A 23,492-nucleotide genomic window follows, 5' to 3' on the forward strand; every position below is an offset into this window, starting at 1 on the left:
TCCGGGGGAGTACCAGGGGGAGACCGCACGCCGCACGGACACCACCCACAGCGCCACGCACGGCGCATCCCGGACACGACCGGGACGACGAGGACGACGAGGTCCAGATGAGACGACGACTACCCGCGCTGCTCGCCGCGGGACTGATCACCCTGACCGGGTGCGCGAACATCGGCCGCGAGCCCGCGCCGCCCGCCGAGCCCGGTTACATCTCCGAACTCGTGCTGCCGGCCGAGAACGGCAACGCCGTACAGAGTCTGGAGAACTACAACCCGTACGCGGTCAGTCCGCTGACCCGGCAGTACATCTACGAGCCGCTGATGGTGACCAACACCGACAGCTGCGAGATCATGCCGTGGCTGGCCACCGGGTACGAGTGGGTGAACACCACCACCCTGCGGCTGGACATCCGCGAGGGCGTCCAGTGGTCGGACGGAACGCCCTTCACCCCGGCCGATGTCGCGTTCACCCTCAATGCCGGCAAGCAGTACCCGGGCATCGACAAGGCCGGCCTGTGGAGCGACAGCTTCGGCGCACCGGCGACCTCGGTCAAGGTCGACGGGCAATCGGTGGTCATCACCTTCTCAGGTGACGCCGCCTCGAAACTGGACGGACTGGTCAACGCCACACTCATCCTGCCCGAGCACGTCTACGGCTCGGTCGGTGACATCACCACCTACATCGACGCGAACCCGGTCGGCACCGGACCCTTCGTCAAGGGCGCCTACAACGGCAGAAGGCTCACGCTGGAACGGAATCCGAACTACTGGCAGGCCGACACCATCAAGATCGAGCAGCTCTCGCTGGAGGGCACCTACGACGCCAACTCGGGCGCGTTGAAACTGCGCTCCGGTGCCCTGGACCTCTACACCGGCGACATCCCGAACCCCAACAACTCGGTGCGCGGGGCCTCGTCCACCGACTACTACTACGCGCCGGCCGGCACCACGGTGCTGGCGCCGAACAACTCAAAGTTCCCGACCGACAACGCGCAGTTCCGCACCGCGATGGCCTACGCCATCGACAAGGAGCAACTGGCCCGCAAGGCCAGCTTCGGAGTGATGCAGCCGGCGAGCCAGACCATGCTCAAGCTGCCGCTGCAGCAGAACCAGCTCCCCGAGAAGTACCAGCAGGACGGCGGCTACATCGGCTACGACCCGACCAAGGCCGCGCAGATCCTGGACGAGGCCGGCTTCACGGTCGGTCCGGACGGGCTGCGCACCACGCCCGACGGCCAGCCGCTGCAGCTCATCTTCTCCGTGCAGGCCGGCTTCATCGACTACCTCGCGATGGCCGACGTCATCGTCCGGAACTTCCAGGCCATCGGGCTGAACGTGAAGCTGATCGCCACCGACCCGAACGCCGTCGACTCGCAGATCAAGACCGGCGACTTCGACATGGTGCTGGACTACGTCAACGGCGGCTGCGTCCGGGCCAAGGACCTCGGCGGGAAGCTGGCCAGCAACCAGATCTCGGACGACAAGACGCTCAAGATCAACGTCGAGCGGTACAACGACCCGGAGACCGACAAGCTGGTCGCCGACTTCGAGGCGACCATCGACCCGGAGCAGCAGAAGACCTACACCGACCAGATCATCGACATCTTCGTGCAGCAGGTCCCGGTGATCGCCCTGCAGTACGCGCCGCAGCGGCTGATCTACCGGACCGCCGGGATCACCGGCTGGCCGACGACGGCGAATCCCTATCCCACCAACAACATGGTCTACGTGCTCACGCACCTGCGGCCGACGTCCTGACCCGGAACAGGAGGAACTGACATGCGCTACTTCGCCGGCAAGATCGGCTACTTCCTGCTCACGGCGTGGGCGGCCATCACGTTGAACTTCCTCATCCCGCGGCTGCAGCCGGGGGATCCGGCCGAGGTCATCGTCCGCAAGCTGAACAGCGCCGCGGGCGCCACCGGCGCCCTGGACCCGGTCCAGGTGCAGGCGATCCGGGCGATGATCGGCGAACCGGGCGGCAACCTCTGGACGCAGTACCTGGACTACCTCGGATCGCTCTTCCGCGGCCAGTTCGGACTGTCCTTCGCGTACTACCCGTTCCCGGTGACACAGGTGATCAGCCAAGCGGTCTGGTGGACCGTCGGCCTGATCGGCGTCACCCAGATCCTGTCCTTCGTGCTGGGCACCGTGCTCGGTGCCTGGGCGGCCTGGCGCCGCAACTCCCGGTTCGACTCGATCATCTCGATCGGCTCCACCTTCGTCGGCAACCTGCAGTCCTTCTGGATCGGCCTGCTGGTGCTGTACTTCTTCGCCTACACCCTCGGCTGGTTCCCGGCCTCCGGTGGCTACGAGTACACCAACCCCGGCTGGAACTGGAGTTTCGCCGCCGACGTGCTCTCGCACGCCGCGCTGCCGGCACTGACCTTGATGATCACCGCACCGATCGGCTTCATCCTCGGCATGCGGAACACCATGGTGCAGGTGCTCGGCGAGGACTTCATCCGGCTCGGCCAGGCGCAGGGCCTGCCGGAGCGGAAGATCGCCCTCGGCTACGCCGCCCGGAACGCGATGCTGCCCAGCGTCACCAACTTCGCGCTCTCGCTCGGCGCGCTGCTCGGCGGCTCGGTGCTGGTCGAGCAACTCTTCGACTACCCCGGCATGGGACGGCTGCTCGCGGAGGCCACCGCGAACCGAGACTTCCCGCTGATGCAGGGCATCCTGCTCTTCATCATCCTGGCCGTGCTGGTCGCCAACCTGGTCGCCGACCTGCTCTACGGCGTCCTGGATCCCCGTGCCCGGAAGGAGCGCTGACATGTCGATCAACCCACCACCCCCGGCCGGCGAACCGGACGGCCTGATCTCCAGCACCTCCGCCGTCCGCCCCGACATCTCACCGGCCGGCGCCCGGCCGACCCCGTCGCCGCAGGACACCCCGGTGGACCTGGACAGCGTGCTGCGCCCGCCGCGCTGGTACGCGATCCTCTGGTCGAACACCAAGGCGCGCATCGGGATCATCATGCTCGCGGTGTTCGTGCTGATGGCCGTCCTCGCCCCGGTGCTCGCGCCGTACAGCCCCACCGACGGCTCCTTCGCGCCGGTGCTGCCGCTCTCCTGGGACCACCCGCTGGGCACCACCGCCCAGGGCTACGACATCCTGTCGCAGTTCATCTACGGCGCCCGGCTGTCGTTGCTGATCGGGCTCTTCGGCGGGCTGTTCTCCACCGTCATCGCCGTGGTGATCGGCCTGGTGTCCGGCTACGCCGAGGGCACCTGGCTGGACAGCGTGCTGTCCTTCTTCACCAACCTCGCACTGGTGGTGCCGGTGCTGCCGCTGATGCTGGTCATCGTCGCCTACAGCGAGACCCGCGGCCTGTGGCTGCTGGTGTTCGTCATCGGCATCACGAGTTGGGCCGGCGCGGCACGGGCCAAACGCGCGCAGATCATCACCCTGCGGAACCGGGACTTCGTCACCGCGGCCACCTTCGCCGGGGAGAAGAGCACCCGCATCGTGTTCCGCGAGATCATGCCGAACATGACCTCGCTGATCGTGGCGAGCTTCATCGGCGCGGCCACCGGGGCGATCGTCGCCGAGGCGGGGCTGTCCTTCCTCGGCTTCGGCGACCCGACCTCGATCAGCTGGGGCCTGATGCTGACCCAGGCGAACGCGAACGGCGCGCTGGTGCAGGGACTCTGGGTCTGGCTGTTCGTGCCGGGCATCGCGCTGGCGCTGCTGGTCACCTCGCTCACCTTCGTCAACTTCGGGGTGGACCTGCTGTCCAACCCGCACCTCCGGGAGGCCTGAGATGACCGGGAACCTGTTGCAGGTCCGTGATCTCACCGTGCGGTACACGCCCCGGCTGGGCCGGGCGCTGACCGCCGTCGACCACGTCAGCTTCGACCTGGCCGAGGGCGAGTTCGTCGGGCTGATCGGCGAGTCGGGGTGCGGCAAGTCGACGCTGGGCACCGCGCTGCTCCGGCTGCTGGAGCCGCCCGCACACCTCACCGACGGCGAGATCCTCTTCGAGGGCGAGGATCTGCTCGCGCTCTCCCCGGAGGAGCTGCGCACACGGCGATGGAGCGAGATCTCCACCGTCTTCCAGTCCAGCATGAACTCGCTGAACCCGGTGATCCGGATCGGCGCCTCGTTCCGCAACGTGATCGAGGCGCACACCGACCTGGACCGGTCGGCGGCCGACGACCGGGCCGCCGAACTGCTGGACATGGTCTCGATCGACCGGAAGTTCCTGGACAGCTACCCGCACGAACTGTCCGGCGGCATGCGGCAGCGGATCAACCTCGCACTCGCACTGGCGCTGAAGCCGAAGTTCGTGCTGCTGGACGAGCCGACCACCGGCCTGGACGTGGTGGTGCAGCGCAGCATCCTGGACAACGTGCGGCGGCTGCAGGCCGAGCAGGGTTTCACCGTGCTGTTCATCTCGCACGACATGGGCACGGTGCTGGAGACCTCGGACCGGATCATGGTGATGTACGCCGGCCGGCTGGTCGAGGTCGCGACGTCGCGGCAGCTGCTCACCGAGCCGCTGCACCCGTACTCGAAGGCACTGCTGGCCTCCTACGGCGACCCGCGGGCCGAGACGGTGAGCATCTCCTACCTGCCGGGGCGGCCGCCGGACCTGTCCCGGCCGCGGCAGGGTTGCTCGTTCGCCGCCCGGTGCCCGGAGGTGATCGAGGCCTGCCGCACCATCGACCCGCCGCTGGAGGAGGTGGCGGGCGAGGAGGTCGCCTGCATCGTCGCGGCGGCCCAGCACGGGAAGTCCGAGCCCGGTGTGGACGAGGTGCCGGAGAAGGTCGACGAGTTCGTCGGGCCGTCGTTCACCAAGTCCATCCGCGAACCGGGTGACGCCGAGGCGGCGCCGATCATCGAGGTGCGTGACGTCACCCGGCAGTACAAGCGGCGGCGCGGGTTCCACACCACGGTGACCGACGCGGTGCAGGGTGTCAGTTTCACCCTGCGGGACGGCATGGTCACCGCACTGGTCGGTGAGAGCGGCAGCGGGAAGAGCACTCTCGCCCGGATGATCACCGGGGTGGAGAAGCCGACGAGTGGTCAGGTGCTGTTCCACTCCGCCTCCGGCGAGCCGGCCGAGCCCACCTCGCTGTCCCGGTCGAAGCTCAAGGAGTTCCGGCGCACCGTGCAGTACGTGTTCCAGGATCCCTACGCGGCATTGAATCCGGCGCACACCATCGGGTACTCGCTGGCGGTGCCGGTCCGCAACTACGACGGCCTGCGCGGCAAGAAGCTGCGGGACCGGGTGCTGGAGCTGCTGGACACGGTCGGTCTGACCCCGGCCGCGTCCTTCGCCGGGCGGTACCCCTATCAGCTCTCCGGCGGGCAGCGGCAGCGGGTGGTGATCGCCCGGGCGCTGGCACCGCAGCCGCGGCTGCTGGTGGCGGACGAGCCGGTGGCCAGCCTGGACGTCTCCATCCGGGCCGAGATCCTCGAGCTGTTGCACGATCTCGTGCAGGACCACGGCGTCGGGATCCTCTACATCACCCACGACCTGCTGTCGGCGCGGATGCTGGCCGACGAGGCGCTGGTGCTGAGCAAGGGCAAGGTGGTCGAGTCCGGCAACGCCCGCACCGTCATCACCGAGCCCAAGGACCCGTACACCCGCAAGCTGCTGGCGGCGATCCCGAACCCGGCGGCGGCGCGGGACCAGGTGGCCTGACCGGGTTTCGGTTCGCGGATCGGAGCCCTACCCGATGACGTGGACGGTCCCGGTGCGCGGGGCGAGGACGAACTCCTCGCTGCCGCGCACCGGGCTGCCGTCCAGCGTCACGGTGACCCGCTGCGGGTGCCCCTCGACGTTGATCAGGTGCAGGAAGCGCTCTCCCTCCGGTGTCCGGGTGGTGGCGGAGTACAGGCCGGGCAGCGCACCGGTGAGCACCAGCCCAGGTGCGACCCCCAGCCGCCCGACGAGACGGCGCAGGGTGTCCTGTGCCGGCGCCCAGTCGGCCGCGATGACCGTGACGAAGCCGTCGCCGTAGGGGATCTCGAGCCCACAGGGACGGTCGGTGGTGGCCTCGACCAGCAGCGGGATACCGCGGTCGTGCTGCAGCGGGGTGAGCCGGCCGAGTGGCACCTCGGTGAGATCGGCGAGCGGTCCGACCGGCTGCACCGACGGGAAGCGGCCCGGTCCGCCGCGGACGAGCTCGCCCGGGCGCAGGCCGAGTGCATCGGCGAAGGCGGTGGCCGGCCGGTCCAACAGGTCCCGCACCGGCAGATCGCCGAGAAGCAGCAGCCGTCCGCCGCCGTGCACGTGGGCCAGCAGCCGTTCTTGGATCTCCTGCTGCAGCAGGCGACCGGTGCCGAGCACCACCAGCCGCGGCAACCGGGCCTGCGGATCCTGCAGATCGACGGCGCCGTAACGGAAGCCGGCGGCCAGCAGGCACCGGGGGAGTGCGGCCCGGGGGCCGGCGCCGCGGGCCCAGGTCAGCTCCCCGACCAGTTCGGCGGTCAGCGTGCTGCCGGGGTAGCGGTGCTCGGTCGCCCAGTGGTCCGGGACGAACCCGACGGCCAGATCGTCGTGCTCCGGCACCCACGCGGCGGCGAACCCGGCGAGATTCGCTGCCACGCCGATCGACTCGACGGTCGACGGGAACGCCGGGCCGCGGGTGCCCTCGGGGGTGACCGGAGCGGCGTGGCCGTGCCGTTCGCCGGTGATCCCAAAGCGGTGCGTCCCGTTGTCGTCGGGCCGGGGGTCGACGACGTTGGTGCCGCCGGCGAACAGGTACCAGTTGAGCATCCGCGCGCCCTGCGAGAGCAGCAGCCGGGTCTTCAGGATCACGGACGCCGGGTCGGTCAGATTGCCCAGATCACCGCCGTAGTCGCCGGTCCCGGCCTCGAACTCCAGGGAGGTGAGCGGCTGCTCCGGGGTCTGGGCGGCATCGAGGAAGGCGTGCACCAGGTGCAGTTCGGCGGCGCCCCGCCAGGTGAGGGTGCCGAGGTAGTGGTCGGAGCCGGCGGTGAAGCCGGGCCGGCCGCGGAAACTCCTTTGCAGCTGGGAGATCCCGATCGGGAACGACAGCGCGCTGCCGGCCTCGGTGCCGTGCACGTTGATCAGCTGCGGCAGGTCGCCGAGTCCGGCCTCGGTGACGAAGCCGTGCAGGATGCCGACGTAGGTGGCGTAGCTCTCGCGCAGGAACTCGGCGAGGTCCACCCGTAGTGCCGCCACCAGCCGCTCGTCCGGCGACCGCACCGCGTCCGTCCAATCCTGCTGTGCCACAGGATATCCCGCTGCGGCGAGCTGCTCCGTCGCCTCGGTGTCGAGCATCCGGGTGCGGAAGGCGTCGACGGCCCGGTCGGTGAGGTCGGGGGTGTTGGAGACCCAGGACAGCATGCCGATCTCGTTGTCGAGCTGCACGGCGATCACCGGACCACCGGACGCGGCCGAACGGGGGCGCAGGATCTCGCCGATCTCCAGGTACCAGCGTCGCACCTCCGCGAGGAAGGCCGGCGCCAGGTAGTCCACGGTGCTGGTCGTCGCGGGCGCACCGTCCCAGCCGACCGGGAGGATCTCGGGATGGTCGGTTCGCAGCCGACTCGGGATGCCCTCGTGCCGCAGTTCACCCATGGTGAACGGGCCGGGCCGGGCCAGCACGGTCAGGCCGCGCTCGGCGGCCAGGTCGACGAAGGCCCCGAGGTCCAGTTCCGGACGCACCCGGCCGGTGAGATCGATGCTGCCGTCGGCCTGTTCGTGCACCACCCACGGCATGTAGGTGGCCAGGCAGTTGGCCCCGGCCTCGACCAGCAGATCGAGCCGCTGCTCCCACTCGGGGCGGGGGATCCGGAAGTAGTGGATCTCGCCGGCCAGCACCAGGTGCGGGCGGCCGTCGAGGCGGAACTGCTTGTCGATCATCTCGATGCGCATCGGTACCGATGCTGCCAGAACGCCTGCGGCGGCGCCTGCCGGTACCCCGCGTCGGCCGCCGGGACGGGCTCGTTACGCTGGCCGTCCGGGCACCACCGCGAGGTGGTGCCGCGTGGCAATCGCAGCCGAGAACGGGCCTGGAGGTACCGGATGGCAGACGAGCAGACCGCGGTCCGCATCGGCGGGGTCGGCATCGACCGTGCGCTGGCGTTGGACTCGGCCCGCAACTACCTCAGTCGACGGGACCGGTTCGCCTACCCCGCCTACGACGCCTTCGCCTCCAGCGGCGGGCCGTGGCGGATCAGCGACGCCGACCTGGTCGCGCCGGTGCTGCTGAACGCCGAGATGAACTCCCGGGTGTTCTACGCCCTGGAGGCGCTGCGCCCGCACATGGAGGACTGGCTGCGGCACATCCCGGTCGATGCCCGGCTGGTGGAGGCCGGCGAGCCGGAACTGGCCCAGCTGGGGGAGCTGTTCGCGGTGCTGGACGGCGGTGACATCCCGCTGAAGGCCCGCGGCGCGATCCTGGCGAAGGTGATGCACCGCAAGCGGCCGTCGTTCGTTCCGCTGTACGACCGGTTCATCGACCACTGCTACCGCCGCGCCCCGCAGGCACCTGTGCCGGTGGACATGCGGCGGACCTGGCGCGACTTCCTGCCGCTGCTCGGCGCCGCCATCACCCGCGACCTGCGGGACTCCGCCGACTTCTTCGACGAGGTCGCCGCATTGGCCACCGAGCCGCTGATCACGCCGCTGCGCGCGCTGGACATCGTGGCCTGGTACGCCGGCCGCACCGAGGTGGGTGCGCCGATCTGGCGGGCCGGCTCCCCGGAGGCGCTGGCCGAGGACGAGGGCGACGAGATCTGGATCGACCCGGACGACGAGCGCCCCTGACATCCGTGCACTGTGGTTGAAAGTGCCTGACTGCGCGGCCTTGTCGGGTTGTCGTTGACGGTGCGTCGGCGGTCGGACGGCGGCCCGGTCCGGTGCCGGCGACCGATCTGCGGTTGACTGGATCCATGACCGTGCTCCCGCTCGCCCTCGGGGCGATGAACTTCGGTACCCGGATCGACGAACCCACCTCCTTCGCCCTGCTCGACCGGTTCGTCGACGCGGGCGGCGGCTGGATCGACACCGCCGATTGCTACTCGTTCTGGAACGACCCGTCCGGGCACGGCGGCCAGTCGGAGGAGCTGCTCGGCCGGTGGCTCGCCGCCCGGCCCGGTGTCCGGGAGAAGGTGCTGCTGGCCACCAAGACGGGCGCCGAACCGGTCGAGCCGGGGTCGTTCCCGGGCCGGACCACCGGACTGTCGCCGTCGGCGGTCCGGGACAGCCTGCACGGCAGCCTTCGCCGGCTCGGGGTCGACGCCGTGGACCTGTTCTGGGCGCACAAGGAGGACCGGGACGTCCCGGTCGAGGACTCCGCGGTGGCGTTCGGCGAGCTGGTCCGGGACGGCCTGACCGGGAGGGTGGGGGTCTCGAACCATCCGGCCTGGCGGGTGGAGCGGGCCCGCCGGGCCGCTGCTGACGCCGAGGTGGCGCCGTTCTCGGCGATCCAGCTGCGCAAGAGCTACCTGAGCTCGCGGCCGGACATCACCGTGCCGGGGGAGGACCACCGGTTCGGCGCGCTGTCCGACGAGCAACTCGACCACGCCGCCGCGCACGGCATGGACATCTGGGCCTACACGCCGCTGCTGCGCGGGTGGTTCGACCGCACCGACCGCATCCTGGCCGAGCCGTTCCGTCATCCCGGCACCGAGCGCCGGATGGACGCGCTGACCGAGGTGGCGGTCGAGCTCGGGGTGACCCGTGGGCAGGTGGTGCTGGCCTGGCTGATCGGCGGTACGCCGTCGATCGTGCCGATCCTGGGCGGCAGCTCGGTGGCGCAGCTGGACGCCGCACTGGTGGGTGCCCGGCTCGAGCTGCCGGCAGAGCTCCGGGCCCGGCTGGACGCGGCCGCCTGACGGCTGGTGGCGGCGGGGGCGATCGGCTCCCGGGCACTGGAAGGCCCGTGTCGGGCCTGCACGGCCACGGAGCGGTGAGGTGCTGTTTCCCCGGCCCGGGCGGGTGGCGCTGCCACTGATCCTGATGTCGTTCCCCACCTGATCGCCACGGGGCGGGTAGATCAGGTGTGGGCACAGTGATTAGCGGGCAGGGGGAGGCCACCATCGGAGCCGGCGCACCGTCGTTCGCCGAGTGGCTGCAGCCGCACTGGCGGGGCATGGCGGTCCTGGCACGCCGGTTGGTGCCCGGGGGCGAGTGGGAGGACGTGCTGCAGGAGGCGGTCACCGCTGCCTGGGCGAAGTGGACCTCGTTCGACCCGGGGCGGGGATCGGCGCGGAACTGGCTGCTGGCGATCGTCGCCGACCGGGCGCACAAGCACCACCGCCGGCGGCGCCCGGAACCCGTGGCCGATCCGCCCGACTCCGCCGGCCCGGACAGCGACGGATCCGGCCGGCTCGACCTCGACAGCGCGTTCACCGGGCTGACCGAGCGGCAGCTGCTCGCCGTCACCCTGCACTACTTCGTCGGGCTGCCGCTCGCCGACATCGCCGTGGTGATGGCGTGCGGCGAAGGCACCGTGAAGTCGACCCTGCGCGATGCCCGCGCCAAGCTCCGCAAGGACCTCGGAGAGGATTACCGATGACCGACCAGGAGATGGACCTGCGCCTGCAGGAGCATGCGGCACACTGGCTCTCGGAATTCACCGAGCCGCCGGTTCCCGAGCCGACCGTCGTCCGCGGGGCATCCTGGTGGCGGCCGGTCGTGCTGGCCGGGGCGCTGGTCGCAGCGGCCGCCGTGACTCTCGTTGTCGTCCGCTCCGGCCCGCCGCAGGTCGCCACCCCGCCCGCCGCGCTGGCGGTGGCGACAACCAGCGCATCGGGTGCTACCACTGTCGCTCCAACTGCCGAGGTCGACGCCTTGCCGTCTTTCGTCATGGTCGGTCAGACCAGGTTGCCCTTCGACAAACTGGTCCCGATCGACTCGGTCGCCATTGGCTCGCCTGGCGACACCACCGTGGACGTTGGATGGACTAGAGGCTGTGGTGACCATCGAGAGGTCTTCGTCACAGCCCAGGACTCCCACACGGTCACGCTCGCCACGGCGAGTTTCGGCCCGGTCACGACAACGTGCATCGCAAGCGGTTCGGAGGGCGCCTTCGAGATCGATCTGGGTATTCCGCTGAATGGGCGCACGGTCATCGATGCTTCTGATGGCTCGGAGATCGAGGTCGTACAGAAGGCGGGAAGCCCGGGGTTGGGAACGGTAGGAGAGTCGGTCCGGCGCGTCGAAGTCGTTCCCGACCACGTCGTCGTCGACGACGAATACCTCCCGCTCTTCCACCTCCAGCCGATCGGTGGGGTCCGTGTCGATCCCGACGACAACACGGTGATCCTGCTGGACCGGATCCTGGAATGTCGTCTCTACGCAAGGGTTTTCGTCACCTCCCAGGACGACGGCACGGTGGGCCTCAGTGCCGCCCAGTTCGGGGAACCGCTCCCGGTCGATGCGCTGTGCCGGACGTCCCTGACGTACCGGCCCGAGCGGATAGAGTTGGGCGCCCCGCTCGGCGATCGGCGCATCATCGACGACACCACCCATGCGGAGGTTCTCCTCCAGGAGATCGATGGGACCACCCGTCCACCCGCCGAAGGGACCATCTCGCCACTGCAGGACGACGATCCCTTCGGCCGACTGATCCCGCCCACGCTCGAGCACGACGGCGAAACTCTCGAGTGGGAACGCAACAGCACGGTGGCGTCCGTGACGACGGACCCCGCGAATCCGAGCGCCGTTCTCGTGTCGATGCCGTACGACTGCAACAGATTCCCGAGAGCCTTTGTGACAGCGCACGGCAGCGGGGCAGTCGTCATCACGGTGGCCCACTACATCAGGAACGCGGAGGACCGGGATTCGAGTTGCGGTGCCGAGATGATCGGCCTTTTCACCACCCAGAGCCTTGATCTCGGAGAACTGTTGGGTGAACGCCAGGTCATCGACGGAATGACCGGCGAGGAGATCCGGGTCGGCGGGCGCTGACCGCCCCGAGCGCAGCATCCGGACCCGCACTTGCCTCGCGGTAGCCTACTGAGGTAAGCCTTACCTTCTGGATCGATGGAAGGTGGCAGGTGGGTACGCGGTTCGAGAAGGTGGTGCTGAAGGCGCTGCGCGCGCCGGACTTCACGCTGACGGCGGTCGGGGTGACCGAGGTGACGCCTCGACTCCGGCGGGTGGTGTTCTCCGGCGAGAAGGCGTTGCTGCCAAGGATCTCGGCACCGACGAGCTGGTTACGGTTGTGGATCCCGTCCGGCGGCGCCGTGTACCAGCGGGCCTACACCGCGATCGACGTCGACCCGGACGCCGGCACCTTCGCCTGCGAGTTCGTGCTGCACGAACCGGAGGGCCCGGCCAGCCGCTGGGCCCGGACCGTCGCACCCGGTGACACGGTGGAGGCGACGCTGTTCGGCAGCGACGCCTATGTCGACGATCCGGTCACCCCTGCGCTCCTGTGCGGCGACCCCGCCTCGCTGCCCGCGATCAACAGCATCCTGTCCGCCGCTCCGGCCGACCGCCGGCTCACCGTGCTGCTCGAGGAATCACACGACGGCGACCGGGACATGCCGGTCCGCGATCATCCGGGCGCGACCGTCACCTGGGTGAAGGCCGATGACAACGGACAGGCGCTCGCCCGCGCGGTGGCCGGTGTCCCGGACCTGGCGGCGCACCGGTGCTGGGTGGCCGCCGAGACCGGGGTGATCAAGCGGCTGCGCGTCGACCTCAAGGCGGCCGGCATCGGCAAGCAATCGCTCACCGTCCGCGGCTACTGGATCAAGGGCAAGGCGATGGGTACCGCCGGCTGACCTCCGGGGTTGCGAAGGCCGTCGCGCGCGGGCATGGTCGGACAGGTCCGTCACGCCGTCACGACGACGAAGGAGACCCTGATGACCGCGCCCGCGGGGGCCCTCGACGCCCGATTCAGCCAGCCCGAGGAGCCGGCGACCGAATGGTCCGCGGTCCAGGCCGCACTGGAGGACGCCGAGATCTTCTGGGTGAGCAGCCTGCAGCAGGACGGGGAACTGCACGTCACACCGCTGATCGCGGTCTGGTCGGAGGGCGCGCTGCACTTCTGCACCGGACCGACGGAGCAGAAGGCGCGCAATCTGGAGCGGCACCCGCAGTGCGCGCTGACCACCGGGACGAACGCGTTCTCCGGTCTCGACGTCGTCGTGCACGGCGAGGCCGTCCCGCTCACCGACGACTCCGCCCTCACCTCGCTCGCCGCGTCCTACGTCCGGAAGTACGGCGAGGACTGGCGTTTCAGTGTCAAGGACGGCGCTTTCGACAGCGAGGACGGTGGCCGGGCAGTGGTGTTCCGGGTGGAACCGACCACGGTGATGGCGTTCTCGAAGGAGCCGTTCACCCAGACCCGGTTCCGCTTCCGGGACGAGCGCCCGGCCTGATCCGGGTCAGTCGCCGGCGGGATCGACCGTCGGCACGCCGGCCAGCTTCCGCAGCAGCCGGTGCAGTTGCGTGCGTTCGTCCGGCGCCAGCGGCGCGAGGAAGTCGTCCTGCACCTGCTGCACGATCTGCTCGAGGGTCTCCAGCTCTGTGCGACCTCGGGCGTTGACCAGCACCAGATTCCGGCGCCGGTCCGCCGGGTCCGGCGAACGGTCGAGCAGCCCACGCGCCTCGAGATCGGCGATCACCGCAGTCACGTCACTGCGGTCCAGGCCGATGCGGCGGCCGAGCTCGGCCTGGCTCAGCGGACCGAACTCGTCGATCGCGGCGAGGGTGGAGAAGTGCGCGTGGCGCATGGACCGCGCGTCGAGGCGTGCGGCCAGCAACTGCCGGGCAGTCAGTGCGTTCCGGGTCAGCAGGAAGCTCGGCAGGTCCCGGGTCCGGGCCGGCGCCTCCAGGGGATCCATGGTGGCAGCGTAGTGCCGGCCCTTGCCCTTCTGACTGCGCGCGCTTATCGTTGGCACAACCAACATTGGTCACGCCAACAAAGGGAGTGGTGTCATGACCGACCACCAGGAGATCGTCGCGGTACTCCGCCGGGTCTACGCGGCGATGGACGAGCACCGCTTCGAGGACCTGCGGGAGCTGTTCACCGACGACGTGACCGCATTGACCCCGGGCGGCCGGATGACCGGCCTCGACCAGCTGGTGGCCCAGGCCCGCAGAAACCACCGGGACTCGGACGGGCTGCAACACCTGATCGGTGCGGAGCTGGTCACCGTCACCGCTCCGGACACCGCCGAGCTTCGCGCCAACGTCGTCGCCGTGTTCGCCACCCGCGGAGCAGCTCCGACCTTCGCCCTCGGCGAGGTCTACCGGGCCCGCCTGCGGCGTACGGGCAGCCGGTGGCGGATCTGCGAGTTCGGCATGGAGCCGCGCTGGAAGGTGGGGGAGCGGGCGCCGGTGCCGGCCTGAGTCCTGGGTGACCGTCAGGCCTTCCGTAGCGCCTCCGGCGTGTGCACGGCGGTCTCGCCGGACTTCTCGCTGCGCACCAGGTACTGCGGTTCGTCCTCGGACGCGTCGACCGTCCGGCCCGCCGCCTCGGTCCGGCTGGTGATCTTCCGTTCGACCGTGCCGTGGGTGGTGGTGCCGTGGGTCTGCCAGGACACCCGGTCACCCTTCTTGAGATCCTTGGCCATCACGAGCTCCTCAGGCGTCGTTCGCGGTCCGATACGTGCCGGTGCCCACCGAGGACGTGCGGCCAAACGGTCGACTGTCGGACCCGTCGTGCAGTATGGGTTCCCGACAGCCGGGGGGCTGTCGGGAACACCCGGCGAGGCGGAGAGGGAGGGCGGGACGATGGCGCTGCACGTGCACCGCTCCGAGCGGGCGGACGGCCTGGTCGACGGACTGGCGGGGGTGCTGGCGGAGCCGTTGCCCGACGTGTTCGCCGACGACGTCGTCGCGGTGCCGGCCCGGGGGATGGAACGCTGGCTGATGCAGCAGCTGTCCCACCGCCTGGGCGCGGTCACCGGGGAGCGCCGCGAGGCGGGGGTGTGCGCAGCGATCCGGTTCCCCTCGCCGGGAGCGGTGTTCGCCGGGTTGGTGCTCGGTACCGAGGACGATCCCTGGAGCCCGGAGCGCGCGGTGTGGCCGCTGCTGGAGGTCATCGACCTCGCGGCGACCGACCCGTGGTGTGCGGCCCTGGGGCGGCACATCGGCGCGGTCGACGCGCCTGACAGCAGTGCGCCCGGTGCCGTGATCCCGGTGTCCGAGGGGCCCGACGCGATCGAGGAGAGGCGCAGCCGGAGGTATTCCGTGGCCCTCCGGCTCGCCCGGTTGTTCTCGTCCTACGCGATGAACCGCCCCGCGGTGATCGAGGACTGGGCGAACGGCGGATCCGGGGACGGGCTCGGAGCGGCGCTGCCGGCGGATCTGGCGTGGCAGCCCCGGCTGTGGCGGTTGCTGGCCGACCGGATCGGCGCGCCCGATCCCGCCGCGCGCCTGGCTGCACCGCTGCGGATCGACCTGCCGCAGCGGGTGTCGTTCTTCGGGCTGACCAGGATCCCCGCCGCGCACCGGACCCTGCTGCACACCCTCGCGCGGGACCGCGACGTCCATCTGTGGTTGACGCACCCGTCGCCGGCCCAGTGGGGCCGCGACGCGGTGCGGCACCCGCTGCTGCGTTCCCTCGGACGCGAGTCCCGGGAACTGGAAGAGGTTCTCGCGGCCGGCGATGCCACGCACCACCCCGCCCCGGCGCCCCGGCGCTCGTTGCTCGGCGGGCTGCAGCGGGGGATCAGGGACGACGTCGCGCCGGACGGGGGTGCCCTGCCGCCGGACGGGACGGTGCAGGTACACGCCTGCCACGGTCCGGCCCGGCAGGTGGAGGTGCTGCGGGAGGTGCTGGTCGGGTTGCTCGCAGCCGATCCGACGCTCGAGCCGCGCGACATCCTGGTCGCCTGCCCGGACATCGAGACCTTCGCCCCGTTGCTGACGGCGGCGTTCGGGCTGTCCGAGATCGTCGGCGAGGACGGGCATCCCGGCCACCGGCTCCGGGTCAAGCTGGCGGACCGATCATTGCAGCAGACCAACCCGCTGTTCGGCGTCGCGGCCGCCCTGCTGGAGCTCGCCGGGTCCAGGGTCACCGCGTCGCAGGTGCTGGACCTGCTCGCACGCCCGGTGGTGCGACGCCGTTTCGGGCTGCGCGAGGACGACGTCGAGGTGCTCGCCGACTGGGTGGCCGAGTCCGGTGTCCGATGGGGGCTGGATGCGGCATCGCGCGAGCCGTTCACGATGGAGACGGTCCGGGAGAACACCTGGCGGGCAGGCCTCGACCGGATCCTGCTCGGCGTCGCCGGCGGTCCCGGCTCCATGGTGGCCGGGGCGCTGGCCCTCGACGAGGTCGGCAGCTCGGAGATCCTGTTGGCCGGCCGCTTGGCCGAGGCGATCGACCGGATCGACGCCGTGCTGGAGGTTTTCGACGGCGAGCACGAGGTCCAGGAGTGGTTGCGGCTGCTGCCGGACGCGGTCGAATCACTGGCCGACGTGCCGACCGGCGACCGTTGGCAACAGGCCCAGCTGCGCCGCGAGTGTGCGGACGTGCTCGACCATGCCGACGGTGCGCCGATCCGGCTGCGACTGGGCGACGTCCGCTCCCTGCTCGCGGACCGGCTCGCCGGTCGGCCCACCCGGGCCAACTTCCGGACCGGCACGCTGACCGTCTGCACCATGGTGCCGATGCGGTCGGTGCCGCACCGCGTGGTGTGTCTGCTCGGCCTGGACGACGGCGTCTTCCCGCGACGCGCCTACCCGGACGGCGACGACGTGCTCGCCCGTGACCGCCGCCCCGGCGAACGGGATCCGCGAACCGAGGACCGGCAGTTGGTGCTCGACGCCCTGATGGCCGCCTCCGACGCCGTCGTGATCACCTACAGCGGCGCCGACGAGCGCACCGGCGCCCGCCGTCCCCCTGCCGTGCCGCTCGGCGAGATCCTCGACACCGTCAGGTCGCTGACCGGCCTGGAGGAGGACGAGCTGGTCGTGCGGCACCCGCTGCAGCCGTTCGACCCACGGAACGTCACGCCGGGCGCACTGGCTCCCGGACGGCCGTTCTCCCACGATCCTTCGGCGGTCGAGGCCGCCCGGGCGAGCGTGGGCCGTCGCGGCGCCCCGTTGGCCTTCACCGGGACCGTGCTCCCGCCCGCGGACGTCACCGATGTCGCACTGGACGAGCTGGTCCGGATGCTGACCGCCCCGGCCCGCGCCTATCTCCGGCAGCGGCTCGGCGTCTGGTGGCCGGACGACGAGGAGGACCCGGACGGCGGGGACGCGGTGGCGGCCGAGCTGAAGGGGCTGTCCGCGTGGAAGGTGGGCGACCGGATGCTGCAGGCCAGGCTGGACGGCGTACCGATGGAGGTCTGCCGGGAGCGCGAACTCGCCCGCGGCGAACTCCCGCCCGGCCGCATCGGCGTGGGCCGCGTCGACGAGTTCGCGGCCGAGGTCGAGGAACTCGTCGAGGGCACGGTGCCGCTCCGGTCCGGCCCGCCGCGCACGATCGACGTCGACATCCCGCTGGGCGACGGTCGTGTCGTGCGCGGCTCGATCCCGGGCGTGTACGGGTCGTGCATCGTCCGGGTCTCGTACTCCAGCGAGAAGCCCAAGCAACGGCTGCAGGCATGGATCGAGCTGCTGGCCCTGAGTGCGGCCCTGCCCGGGGGCGGCTGGACCGCTGTCGGGGCGCGGAAAGCCACCGGACGGCCGATGAAGGCGATGCTGCCCGCCGTGGACGCAGCGGATGCCGTTGCGCTGCTCGAGGAACTGGTCGCGATCCGGGATCTCGGGATGCAGGTCCCGCTGCCCGCACCTCCGGCGACGGCAGCGGTCTACGCCGGAGCGCGGCTGACCGGCGAAGGCGTCGTCGAGGCGACCCGGGCGGCCGAAGACGCGTGGAGCAAGAAGTTCGGCGATGCGGTCACCGACGGGAACCAGCGGATCTGGCGCACCGGTCAGCTGGACGAGTTGACGGGCACTCAGCTCGAACTCGGTGGACTGGGAGTCGCCGCCGATGATCCCCGGCTGGTCGGCGAGCACACGTCCTTCGGTCGGCTCGCCCGGATCGTCTGGGAACCGCTGCTCACCCGGGAACGGAGGATGCCGCTGTGACCGGGAGTCCGCACGCACGATCCGCCACCGGCGCGCTGCCGGCGGCCGCCTTCGACGTCACCGGCGCACTGCCGTCCGGCACCACGGTGCTCGAGGCCAGCGCCGGGACCGGGAAGACCTGGACCGTCGCCGCCCTGGTCACCCGGTACATCGCCGAGGGGGTCGCCGCACCGGCCGACCTGCTGGTCATCACCTTCGGCCGGGCCGCGAGCCAGGAACTGCGGGAACGGGTCCGGGCACGACTGGTCGAGGTCGAGCGAGCACTGGGCGACCCGGCCGGCGCCCGTGCCTCCGACGACCCGCTGCTCCGGCACCTGGCCGACGACACCGAGCCCGAGGTCGCCCGGCGCCGGGACCGGCTGACCGCAGCGGTCGCCGACTTCGATGCCGCGACCATCGCCACCACACACCAGTTCTGCCAGCAGGTGCTCACCGGTCTGGGCGTCGCCGGCGACAGCGACGCCGGCACCGAACTGGTCGAGGACCTGGACGGCCTGGTGGTCGAGGTGGTCGACGACATCTTCCTCCGCGCGTTCGGCGGGACCGGCTCCGCCACGCCGCGTTTCGACCGGGCCACCGCGCTGAAACTGGGCCGGCGGGCGGTGGAGGACCCGCAGGCCGACATCGAGCCACAGGAGCACGAGCCGGGCAGCGACGGGCAGTGGCGGGTCCGGTTCGCCGGCGCCGTCCGGGCCGAGGTGGACCGCCGCAAACGGCGGCGCCGCCAACTCGGCTACGACGACCTGCTCAGCAGGCTCGCCGATGCGCTCGCGCCGGAGGACAGCCCGGCCCGGGACCGGATGCGCGACCGCTGGAAGATCGTGCTGGTCGACGAGTTCCAGGACACCGACCACGTGCAGTGGGAGGTACTGCGGCGGGCCTTCCACGGCTTCGCCACCCTGGTGCTGATCGGTGACCCGAAACAGGCGGTCTACGCCTTCCGCGGCGGCGACGTGGTCACCTACCTCACCGCCGTCGGCTCGGCCTCCGGCTCCGCCACCCTCGCCCAGAACTGGCGCAGCGACGCTGCTCTGGCCCACTCGCTCGAGGTGCTGCTGGGCGGCACGGCGCTCGGCGACGAGTCCATCCGGGTCGTCCCGGTGGAGCCCCGGCACACCGGGCGCCGGTTGCTCGGCGGGCCGTCGGACGCACCGTTCCGGCTCCGCGTCGCGCGCCGGGACCAGTTCTCGTCGGCGAAGAAGTTCCCGCCGGTGAACGACGTGCGGGCTCACATCGCCGAGGACCTGGCCGCCGATGTCGCCGCACTCCTGGCCTCCGGCGCCTCCTGGCAGGGCCGGCCGCTGGCCGCGGGGGACATCGCCGTGCTGGTCGGTACCCACGCGCAGGGCGACCTGGTGCAGGACGCGCTCCGGCGGGCCGGCATCCCGCGGGTGGTGTCCGGCGCGGAGAACGTCTACGCCTCCGACGCCGGCGAGTCGTGGCTGATCCTGCTGCGTGCGCTGGACCAGCCGCAGCGCGCACCGCTGGTCCGTGCCGCGGCGCTGACCCCGTTCCTCGGCCTGGACCCGGTTGCGCTCGGCACCGGCGGCGAGGAACTCACCGACCGCCTGTCCGGAATGCTGCGTGATTGGGCGGCGATCACCGCCCGGGGCGGCATCGCCGGGCTGCTGGAGACGGTCTCGCAGCGCACCGGCCTGTGGCGCCGCGTACTGGGCGCCGAAGGGGGTGAGCGGCTACTGACGGATCTCCGGCAGGTCGGCGAAGGACTGCAGAAGGCCGCCACGGACGGTTCTCTCGGCATCCCCGGCCTGCTGGAATGGCTCACCGAGCGGCGGTTCGAGGGCACGCCGAGCTCCGACGAACGTGCCCGCCGACTGGACAGCGACGCCTCCGCGGTCCAGATCGTCACCCTGCACGCCAGCAAGGGCCTCGAGTACCCGGTCGTCTATCTCCCGTTCGTCGCCGACCGCTGGGTGCCGAACAACCCGGAGATGGCGCTGCTGCACGACGAGACCGGCCGCCGGATCATCGATCTCGGGGGTCCGAGGATGCCCGGCGCGTCGGACCGGTCCAGACGCGCGCTGGCCGAGGAGGCGGGGGAGACGCTGCGGCTGCTCTACGTCGCCCTGACCCGCGCGCAGTCCCGGCTGATCGCCTGGTGGGCGCCGACGAGGAACGCGGAACACTCGGCGCTGCACCGGATGCTGTTCGGCCGGCGGGACGACGGACGGATCCCCGACCGGGTGTCCGTGCCCTCCGACGAGGTGGCCTGGGAGCGGCTGCTGCAGTGGGAACGGGACGGCGCCTTCACCGTCGAACTCGCCACACCGGCGGCCGCGGTGCCCGTGCCGTTGCCGCTGTCCGTCGACGACTTCGCCGTCGCACCGTTCGACCGCGAGGTCGACCTGCGCTGGCGCCGGACCTCCTACAGTGCGCTGACCGCGACCGACCACTACGTGCCCGGCTTCGTCGCCGACCTCGTCGATCCCGGCACCAGCGAACCGGAGGAGCCGGGCAAGGACGACGAGAACGACCTGACCTCCACCGCTCTCGGCCTCGGGGCCGGATCGTCGGTCGACCCCGGGTGGGAGGTGCCCTCGCCGATGGCCGACCTGCCGACCGGCGCTGCCTTCGGCACCGTCGTGCACGCGGTGCTCGAGGACCTCGACCCGGACGCCGCCGACCCGACCGTCCCGTTGCGGGAGGCCTGCGGTCTGCAGCTGGCCCGCGCACCGATGCCGGTGTTGCCGGACGATCTCGCGGCCGCACTGCTGCCCTCGTTGCGCACCCCGCTCGGCCCGCTCGCCGACGGCCGGACGCTGCTCGACTTCCCGGTGCGGGACCGGTTGTCGGAGTTGGTGTTCGAACTGCCGCTGGCCGGCGGTGACACGCCGGCACCCGCCGAGCCGCGGGTCGGTGACCTGGCCGGCGTGCTCGCCCGCCACCTGCCGGCGGGTGACCCGCTGGCCGCCTACCCCGACCGGCTGCGGGACCCGCAACTGGCCGGACGACCGCTGCGCGGCTACCTCACCGGCAGCATCGACGCGGTCCTGCGCACCCCGGGCCAGCGCTACCTGGTCGCCGACTACAAGACGAACTGGCTCGGCGACGGCCTGGACCCGACCGATCGCCGGTTGACCGCCTGGCATTACCGGCCGGAGGCGATGGCGGCCGAGATGATGCACTCGCACTACCCCCTGCAGGCCCTGCTGTATCAGGTGGCGCTGCACCGGTTCCTGCGCTGGCGGCAGCCCGGTTACGACCCGGACCGCCATCTCGGCGGCGTGCTCTATCTGTTCCTGCGCGGGATGTGCGGACCGGACGGCCCGGAGGCCGACGGCGTACCGGCCGGTGTGTTCTCCTGGCGTCCGCCGGTGCAACTGGTCACCGAACTGTCCGCCGTGCTGGACGGAGGTGTCGGATGACCGCCCCGGTCGACCCGATGGCCGCCGGCTTCGCGCTGCGCGCGACCGGCCTGCTGCGGGACTTCAACCAGGCCGGCCTGCTCGACGCCGGCGACGTGCACGTGGCGTCCCGACTCTCGGCACTCGCCGGTGAGACGGACGAGACCGTCTCGCTGGCACTGGCTCTCGCTGTGGCCGCGGTGCGTGGCGGATCGGTGTGCGTGGACCTGACCGACCCGCCGGTCATCGACACCACCGAGGTGACCTCCGGCGCCACGGCGTCCGGGGCCGGCGTGGCGCCGGAGGCCGTCCCACCCTGGCCGGAGCCGGGACCCTGGATCGCGGCCGTCCGCCGGAGCCCGCTGACCGCCGACCTGGGGGCCGGGCCGGACCTGTTCGGTACCTGGTCCGACGACCTCACCGAAGGTTCCCGGCCGCTGCGGTACGACCGGGGCCTGCTCTACCTCGACCGCTACTGGCGGGACGAGTGCGACGTGGCCGCCGATCTCGCCGCCCGGGAACGGTCCGCCGGACCGTCGGTCGACGCCGCGAGGCTGGATCGCGCGGTGGTGCGCTACTTCCGCGGCCCCGACGGCGACCCGCGCACGGACGACCATGACGACAGGGCCGCGGAGCTGGAGGCGTGGGGGATCACCCGGCGGGCTGCGCGGACCGCGGCCACCCGGTGGACCACCGTGCTCGGCGGCGGCCCCGGGACCGGGAAGACCACCACCGTGGCCCGGCTCCTCGCCGTGCTCACCGAGATCTCCGATCCCGGCGCGCCCGGCTCCAGGAAACCTGGCAGCGCCACGGGTGTCGCCCCCGGACCGCTGCGGATCGCCTTGGCCGCGCCGACCGGGAAAGCCGCCGCCCGGCTGCAGGAGGCGGTGACCGCCGAGATCGGCGCCTCGGTCCGGCCGGTCGCGCCCGAGATCGCCGATCGGCTCGGCGCGCTGCAGGCATCCACCCTGCACCGATTGCTCGGCGCGGTCGGCGGTCGCGGGCTGACGTTCCGGCACGACCGCACCCACCGGTTGCCGCATGACGTGGTGGTCGTCGACGAGGCCTCGATGATCTCGCTGACCCTGATGGCCCGACTGCTCGCGGCGATGCGACCGGATGCGCGGCTGGTCCTGGTCGGCGATCCGGCCCAGCTCGCGTCGGTGGAGGCCGGTGCGGTGCTCGCCGACATCGTCGACGGGCTCGACGGGCTCGACGGGGCGGGGTCCGCTCCCGTGAGCGGCGAGGAGGTCGACGGCGTCCCGTCCGGGGGCACCGTTCCGGGACGGGCGGCCGGGGCCGGGATCGTCCGGCTCGAGCACAACTGGCGGTTCGGCGGCGACATCGCCCTGCTGGCGACGGCGGTGCGCCGCGGTGACATCGACGGGGCCACGGAGATCCTCGACGCCTCGGGATCCGCGGTCGAGTTCCTGCCCGACGGCGGCACGGCCGGGGCGCGGGCGGATGTGGTCGCCGCAGGCCGGGACCTGCGGGCCGCCGCGATCGCCGGTGACGCCGCAGCTGCGCTGCGCCACCTGGACGCGCACCGTCTGCTGTGCGCTCACCGGGCGGGGCCGACCGGCGTCGATCACTGGCGCCGACAGGTGGAGGCTTGGCTCGCCGCCGACCGCGGTGAGCCGGAGAGCGGGCCCTGGTACCCGGGGCGCCCGGTGCTGATCACCGCGAACGACTACCCGCTGGGCCTGTTCAACGGCGACACCGGTGTGGTCGTGCTCGACGCCGACGGCGAGCCACGGGTGGTGTTCGCCCGCGGCACTGGCACCGTGTCCTTCCGGCCGACCCGGTTGGACCGGTTCGAGACCGTGCATGCGATGACGGTGCACCGCAGCCAGGGGAGCCAGTTCGGCACGGTCACCCTGGTGCTGCCGGAGGTCGGGTCTCCGCTGCTCACCCGGGAACTGCTCTACACCGCCATCACCCGCGCCCGGAACAAGGTCCGGATCCTCGGCGACCGGGAGGCCTTCGCCGCGGCCGTCGCACGGCCCGCCGCCCGGGCCAGCGGCCTGCGGGGCCGGTTGGGTGGCTGAGATCGGGCGGCCTCGGGCGGGCTCGGGCGGCCTCGGGTGGGTGCGGTGATCCCTGAAGGCCGGCGACCACCCGGAGGCCGGGCCCTGTGCCGGGCGGAC

The 23,492-nt window shown here is 71.5% G+C and carries 17 protein-coding genes; 14 read left to right on the top strand and 3 right to left on the bottom strand.

Features of this window, described 5'->3' with window-relative positions:
* Nucleotides 1-107 precede the first annotated feature (107 nt).
* The 4 genes from GIS00_RS01625 to GIS00_RS01640 are packed head-to-tail and all read left to right on the top strand — an operon-like array spanning nucleotide 108 to nucleotide 5,653.
* Nucleotides 108-1,757: an ABC transporter substrate-binding protein gene (locus GIS00_RS01625; RefSeq protein ID WP_154766673.1), complete on the top strand. Its 1,650-nt coding sequence runs from the start codon at nucleotides 108-110 to the stop codon at nucleotides 1,755-1,757.
* A 21-nt stretch (nucleotides 1,758-1,778) separates the two neighbouring features.
* On the top strand, nucleotides 1,779-2,774 hold the full coding sequence (locus tag GIS00_RS01630; RefSeq protein ID WP_154766674.1) for an ABC transporter permease: 996 nt from the start codon (nucleotides 1,779-1,781) through the stop codon (nucleotides 2,772-2,774).
* Nucleotide 2,775: 1 nt separating this feature from the next.
* A complete protein-coding gene (locus tag GIS00_RS01635) occupies nucleotides 2,776-3,765 on the top strand; it encodes an ABC transporter permease (protein ID WP_154766675.1) in 990 nt (329 codons plus the stop codon).
* Between the two features lies 1 nt (nucleotide 3,766).
* Entirely contained in the window at nucleotides 3,767-5,653 is a 1,887-nt protein-coding gene (locus GIS00_RS01640) for an ABC transporter ATP-binding protein (RefSeq protein ID WP_154766676.1), read from the top strand.
* A 27-nt stretch (nucleotides 5,654-5,680) separates the two neighbouring features.
* On the opposite strand, the gene GIS00_RS01645 is transcribed toward GIS00_RS01640, so the two are convergent.
* Nucleotides 5,681-7,855 carry a beta-galactosidase gene (locus GIS00_RS01645; RefSeq protein WP_154766677.1) on the bottom strand — a complete coding sequence of 725 codons (2,175 nt, stop codon included), beginning with the start codon at nucleotides 7,853-7,855 and terminating at the stop codon, nucleotides 5,681-5,683.
* Between the two features lie 150 nt (nucleotides 7,856-8,005).
* Between GIS00_RS01645 and GIS00_RS01650 the strand changes: the two genes are divergently transcribed.
* From GIS00_RS01650 to GIS00_RS01675, 6 genes are all read left to right on the top strand, one after another.
* Nucleotides 8,006-8,749, top strand: coding sequence for a DUF6308 family protein (locus tag GIS00_RS01650; RefSeq protein ID WP_154766678.1), 744 nt, complete (start codon nucleotides 8,006-8,008; stop codon nucleotides 8,747-8,749).
* A 125-nt stretch (nucleotides 8,750-8,874) separates the two neighbouring features.
* On the top strand, nucleotides 8,875-9,819 hold the full coding sequence (locus tag GIS00_RS01655; RefSeq protein ID WP_154766679.1) for an aldo/keto reductase: 945 nt from the start codon (nucleotides 8,875-8,877) through the stop codon (nucleotides 9,817-9,819).
* A 176-nt stretch (nucleotides 9,820-9,995) separates the two neighbouring features.
* Nucleotides 9,996-10,502, top strand: a complete 507-nt coding sequence (locus GIS00_RS01660; RefSeq protein WP_322097339.1) for an RNA polymerase sigma factor — start codon at nucleotides 9,996-9,998, stop codon at nucleotides 10,500-10,502.
* A complete protein-coding gene (locus tag GIS00_RS01665; RefSeq protein WP_154766680.1) occupies nucleotides 10,499-11,896 on the top strand; it encodes a hypothetical protein in 1,398 nt (465 codons plus the stop codon). The genes GIS00_RS01660 and GIS00_RS01665 overlap by 4 nt, the downstream gene beginning before the upstream one ends.
* An 89-nt stretch (nucleotides 11,897-11,985) precedes the next feature.
* Nucleotides 11,986-12,717, top strand: coding sequence for a siderophore-interacting protein (locus GIS00_RS01670; RefSeq protein WP_154766681.1), 732 nt, complete (start codon nucleotides 11,986-11,988; stop codon nucleotides 12,715-12,717).
* 81 nt (nucleotides 12,718-12,798) lie between these two features.
* Entirely contained in the window at nucleotides 12,799-13,317 is a 519-nt protein-coding gene (locus GIS00_RS01675; protein ID WP_154766682.1) for a pyridoxamine 5'-phosphate oxidase family protein, read from the top strand.
* A 6-nt stretch (nucleotides 13,318-13,323) separates the two neighbouring features.
* On the opposite strand, the gene GIS00_RS01680 is transcribed toward GIS00_RS01675, so the two are convergent.
* Nucleotides 13,324-13,782 (bottom strand): MarR family winged helix-turn-helix transcriptional regulator, encoded by a 459-nt coding sequence (locus tag GIS00_RS01680; protein WP_154766683.1) that lies wholly within the window; start codon nucleotides 13,780-13,782, stop codon nucleotides 13,324-13,326.
* A 94-nt stretch (nucleotides 13,783-13,876) separates the two neighbouring features.
* Between GIS00_RS01680 and GIS00_RS01685 the strand changes: the two genes are divergently transcribed.
* A complete protein-coding gene (locus tag GIS00_RS01685; RefSeq protein ID WP_154766684.1) occupies nucleotides 13,877-14,290 on the top strand; it encodes a nuclear transport factor 2 family protein in 414 nt (137 codons plus the stop codon).
* Between the two features lie 14 nt (nucleotides 14,291-14,304).
* Here the strand turns inward: GIS00_RS01685 and GIS00_RS01690 are convergent, their stop codons facing one another.
* Entirely contained in the window at nucleotides 14,305-14,514 is a 210-nt protein-coding gene (locus GIS00_RS01690; protein WP_154766685.1) for a hypervirulence associated TUDOR domain-containing protein, read from the bottom strand.
* A gap of 160 nt (nucleotides 14,515-14,674) precedes the next feature.
* Between GIS00_RS01690 and recC the strand changes: the two genes are divergently transcribed.
* The 3 genes from recC to recD are packed head-to-tail and all read left to right on the top strand — an operon-like array spanning nucleotide 14,675 to nucleotide 23,393.
* Nucleotides 14,675-17,980 carry an exodeoxyribonuclease V subunit gamma gene (recC, locus tag GIS00_RS01695; protein WP_154766686.1) on the top strand — a complete coding sequence of 1,102 codons (3,306 nt, stop codon included), beginning with the start codon at nucleotides 14,675-14,677 and terminating at the stop codon, nucleotides 17,978-17,980.
* Complete coding sequence (locus GIS00_RS01700) at nucleotides 17,977-21,366, top strand: UvrD-helicase domain-containing protein (RefSeq protein ID WP_322097341.1); 3,390 nt, start codon at nucleotides 17,977-17,979, stop codon at nucleotides 21,364-21,366. Before recC ends, GIS00_RS01700 begins: the two co-directional genes overlap by 4 nt.
* Complete coding sequence (gene recD / locus GIS00_RS01705; RefSeq protein WP_154766687.1) at nucleotides 21,363-23,393, top strand: exodeoxyribonuclease V subunit alpha; 2,031 nt, start codon at nucleotides 21,363-21,365, stop codon at nucleotides 23,391-23,393. The genes GIS00_RS01700 and recD overlap by 4 nt, the downstream gene beginning before the upstream one ends.
* The last annotated feature ends 99 nt before the right edge of the window (nucleotides 23,394-23,492 follow it).

The sequence above is a fragment of the Nakamurella alba genome (assembly GCF_009707545.1).
GTDB lineage: Bacteria > Actinomycetota > Actinomycetes > Mycobacteriales > Nakamurellaceae > Nakamurella > Nakamurella alba.